Here is a 3932-nt window from a genome sequence, read left to right as displayed (position 1 = left end):
CCGGGGCGTGCTGGGCACGGCGGTGGCGGGCGGCGGCAGCGGCACCGGCCAGAAGCATTCGGCGCGGCCTTCCTCGCCGCGCAGGGCCAGGAAGACGACACGCTCGATGCCGCCGCGCTCGGCCGGCTCCAGCGCGAAGCGGAACATCAGCCCCTGGCTGCTCTCCGTCTCGCCGCCGAAGGCCATGGCCATCTGCGCCGCCTCATCCTCCTGCTGGCGCAGGGTGCGGCGGTTCGGGTCCTCGGCATCGCCGCGATAGAAGCGCACGGGGATGCCGTCGATCAGGAAGACGAAGTGATGCGTGCGGTCGAGCACACCGAGCCAGGGATAGCGCCCGGCCTCGGCGGCGGCGCGCAACTGGTGGCGGCTGAAGGAATAGGCGCGGCAGCCGACCGACCAGGGATCGTCGCCGGCCTCGTAATCGGCCATGCGCAGCGCCTGCTCACGGCCGCGGACCAGCAGCCGCGCGGCGGCGACCAGGCGATCTTCCCTCAGCGACGGATGCAGCTCCCAGGGGAGACGGCTCCGCATCGACCGTTGCGCATCGCTCATAATGGTACAGATAGGCAACCTTGCCGGGGCGGAAAAGGGTTTTCTGCACCAAGATCCTGTGATTCCTGCGATTTCGCCGTGAAACCCTGGCCGGGGGACGCGCATCCCCGGCCAGGCGCCGGCAGCGGCGCGTCAGTTCAGTCCGGACAGCGCCTCGGCGATGGTGCCGAACAGCCGCTCGATCTCGGCGTCCGAGATGATCAGCGGCGGCGACAGCACCAGCGTGTCGCCGGCGGCGCGGATCAGGATGTCCTTGTCGATGCAATGGCGCAGCACGGCGGCGCCGCGCTCGCCCGCCGCCCCCGGGCGCGGCGCCAGTTCGATCGCGGCGAGCAGGCCGATATTGCGGATGTCGACGACATGCGGCTTGCCCTGCAGCGCATGCGCCGCCGCTTCCCACACCGGCGAGATGTCGGCGCAGCGCGCGAACAACCCTTCCTCCTGATAGGTATCAAGGGCGGCGAGGCCGGCGGCGCAGGCCAGCGGATGCGCGGAATAGGTATAGCCATGCATCAGCTCGACCGCTTCCGGCGCACCTTCCATGAAGGCGTCATGCACGCGGCGATGCACCAGCACGCCGCCCATCGGTACCGCGCCATTGGTCATGCCCTTGGCGCAGGTGATGATGTCGGGGGTGACGCCGAAGGCGTTGGCGGCAAACGGCGCGCCGATGCGGCCGAAGCCGGTGATCACCTCGTCGAAGATCAGCAGGATGCCGTGCCGGTCGCAGATCTCGCGCAGACGCTCCAGGTAACCGACCGGCGGCGGCAGCACACCACCCGAGCCGGTGACCGGCTCGACGATGACGGCGGCGATGGTCGAGGCGTCATGGATCTGGCACAGCGCCTCCAGCTCATCGGCCAGATGCGCGCCCCAGGCGGGACGGCCGCGGGAGAAGGCGTTGTGCTCGGGGTGGTGGGTGTGCGGCAGATGGTCGACATCGCCCAGCAGCGGGCCGAAATCGCGCCGGTGGCGGGCGATGCCGGCGACCGAGAGCCCGCCGAAGCCCATGCCGTGATAGCCCTTGGCGCGGCCGATCAGCCTGGTGCGGCGGCCATCGCCGCGCGCCTGGTGATAGGCGCGGGCGATCTTCAGCGCGGTGTCCACCGCCTCCGACCCGGAATTGACGAAGAAGATGTGGTCGATGCCCTGCGGCGCCATCGCGGTGATGCGCGTGGCGAGGGTGAAGGCCAGCGGATGGCTCATGCCGAAGGAGGAGACGTAGTCCAGCGCACCGGCCTGGCGCTTGATGGCGTCGGCGATGCGCGGCGCGGCATGGCCGGCATTGACGCACCACAGCCCGGCCATGGCGTCCATCACCTGCCGCCCCTCGGCGGTGGAATAGTACATGCCGCGCGCGCCGGTGAAGATCCGGGGATTGGCCTTGAACTGGCGGTTGGCGGTGAAGGGCAGCCAGAAGGCCTCCATCGCCTCGCGGCTGAGCGGTGCCTCGTCCAGGGTGGTGGTCATCACAGCCTCCGCAGCGCGCGCCCCGCCCGGCCCGCCTGCCGGGCTTCGGAATGAAGCGCATTTTCTAATGCTAAAAGACATTCCGCCCGGAGGAAGGCCGCGCGTCAAGCGGGAAGCGGCGCGGCCCCCGCCTCGGCCGCGCGGCGCAGCCCCTCCTCCTGCCCGGGATGGTGCGGCAGCACGCTGGCGCGCTCCAGGTGGCGGCGCAGCAGCAGCGAGGCGATCTCCATCTCGCCCTGGTCGATGCGGTCGAGGATCTCGAGATGCTCGGTGCAAGAGGCGACGACGCGGGCGAAGCCATAGCCCCAGTCATAGTTCAGGAAGCGGCGCAGCCGGTTCTGCTGCTGCACCACCAGCAGCATGTGCCGGTTGCCCGCCCCGGCCACCAGCCCCTCATGGAAGGCGGCGTTCATCTCGAACAGGCGGATGCTGTCGGTGTCCTTCCAGGGCCGCTCCAGCATCGCCTGGTGGGCGCGGCGCATCTGCTCCACCCAGCCCGGCGCCAGGGCGTAGCCCGGCTGCAGCAGCGCCGCCGGCTCCAGCACCAGGCGCAGCGCGTAGCTCTCGGCGCGGGAGCGGCGATCCTCCAGGCTCGGCATGAACTGCCAGCCATGGCCGGGCTTGCGCTCCACCATGGCGACCTCGGCCAGCCGCCCCAGCACGCGCAGCAGGAAGGCGCGGCGGACATCGTAGCGGCGCATCAGGTCGGCCTCGGTCACCTCGGCCGGCAGGCGCTGCGCCACCCGGTCCTCGGCGATGCGGATGCAGAGCTGCTCGACCGCATCCGCCCCCTCGGCCGGCTCGCCATCGGCCTCGGGCGGCGGCAGCGCGGCCAGCAGGTAGCCGCCGCCCTCGCGCCGGGCCAGCACGCCGCGCCGCGCCAGTTCCTCCATCACCGCGCGCACCGGGGTGCGGGAGACCTGCAGCATGCGGGCCAGGCCCGGCTCGGTCAGCCTTGTGCCGGGGGGCACCGCGTCGCGGCGCAGCGCCTCGACCAGGCGGTGGATCAGGTCGCGTTGCAATCGGCTGGGTTCGGGCGGCATTTTCTGTTTCCTGTCCGCTCAAAGTACACTAGCGTTTCGGGACCGACCAGCGGAGTTCGCGATGTCCCGAGCCCAGCCCTTCCTCTCCGTTGCCGGAGCCGCCGCATGAGCCTGGCCCAGCATAGCCTGGCGGCCGGCGAGACGGATGCGCTGTGGCAGGCGGATGCGGCGGAGCTGGCACAGCGGATCCGCCAGGGCGAGATCTCCAGCCGCGAGGCGGTGCGTTCCTGCCTCGACCGCATGGACGCGCTGAACGGGTCGCTGAACGCCGTGGTGCGGCGCATGGATGCCGAGGCGCTGGCGGCCGCCGACGCCGCCGATACCGCGCGCCGCCACGGAGAGACATTGCCGCCGCTGCATGGCGTGCCGGTGACCATCAAGGTGAACACCGACCAGGCCGGCCACCCGAGCGATGGCGGCATCGCCGCCTATCGCGACCACATGGCCCATGAGGACAATCCGGTGGTGGCCAATCTGCGCCGCGCCGGGGCAGTGATCATCGGCCGCACCAACACCCCCTGCTACTCCATGCGCTGGTTCACCGAGAACAGCCTGCATGGCGACACGCGGAACCCCTGGGATGCGCGGGCGACGCCGGGTGGCTCCTCCGGCGGCGCGGCGGCCGCCGTCGCGGCGGGGTTCGGCCCGATCGCGCATGGCAATGACATCGCCGGCTCCGTCCGCTACCCGGCCTATTGCTGCGGCGTGTTCGGGCTGCGCCCGGGGCTCGGCCGCATCCCCTCCTTCAACCCCAGCGCCAAGGGCCATGCCAGCATCACCAGCCAGCTGATGGCGGTGCAGGGGCCGCTGACGCGCTCGCTGCGCGACCAGCGCCTGGCCTTCGCCGCCATGGCGGTGCCCGATCCG

Annotated in this window: 4 protein-coding genes; 1 reads left to right on the top strand and 3 read right to left on the bottom strand. The window is 71.3% G+C overall.

Annotated elements, in window-relative coordinates; genetic code table 11:
* From HMPREF0731_RS25595 to HMPREF0731_RS15415, 3 genes are all read right to left on the bottom strand, one after another.
* The coding region (locus HMPREF0731_RS25595) for a hypothetical protein (RefSeq protein ID WP_051014784.1) at positions 1-531 on the bottom strand (531 nt) is incomplete at its 3' end.
* A 153-nt stretch (positions 532-684) separates the two neighbouring features.
* Positions 685-2022, bottom strand: a complete 1338-nt coding sequence (gene aptA / locus HMPREF0731_RS15420; protein WP_007005096.1) for an omega-aminotransferase AptA — start codon at positions 2020-2022, stop codon at positions 685-687.
* Between the two features lie 104 nt (positions 2023-2126).
* On the bottom strand, positions 2127-3065 hold the full coding sequence (locus tag HMPREF0731_RS15415; RefSeq protein WP_007005095.1) for a GntR family transcriptional regulator: 939 nt from the start codon (positions 3063-3065) through the stop codon (positions 2127-2129).
* Between the two features lie 105 nt (positions 3066-3170).
* Between HMPREF0731_RS15415 and HMPREF0731_RS15410 the strand changes: the two genes are divergently transcribed.
* The coding region (locus tag HMPREF0731_RS15410) for an amidase family protein (protein ID WP_007005094.1) at positions 3171-3932 on the top strand (762 nt) is incomplete at its 3' end.

This window comes from Pseudoroseomonas cervicalis ATCC 49957 (assembly GCF_000164635.1).
Lineage (GTDB): Bacteria > Pseudomonadota > Alphaproteobacteria > Acetobacterales > Acetobacteraceae > Pseudoroseomonas > Pseudoroseomonas cervicalis.
The sequence above is the reverse complement of the archived record's forward strand: the minus strand, read 5'-3'. Positions and strand labels throughout refer to the sequence as shown.

Coding starts and splice junctions, on each gene's coding strand:
- aptA (WP_007005096.1), bottom strand. CDS start 2,022: ATGACCACCACCCTGGACGAGGCACCGCTCAGCCGCGAGGCGATGGAG.
- HMPREF0731_RS15415 (WP_007005095.1), bottom strand. CDS start 3,065: ATGCCGCCCGAACCCAGCCGATTGCAACGCGACCTGATCCACCGCCTG.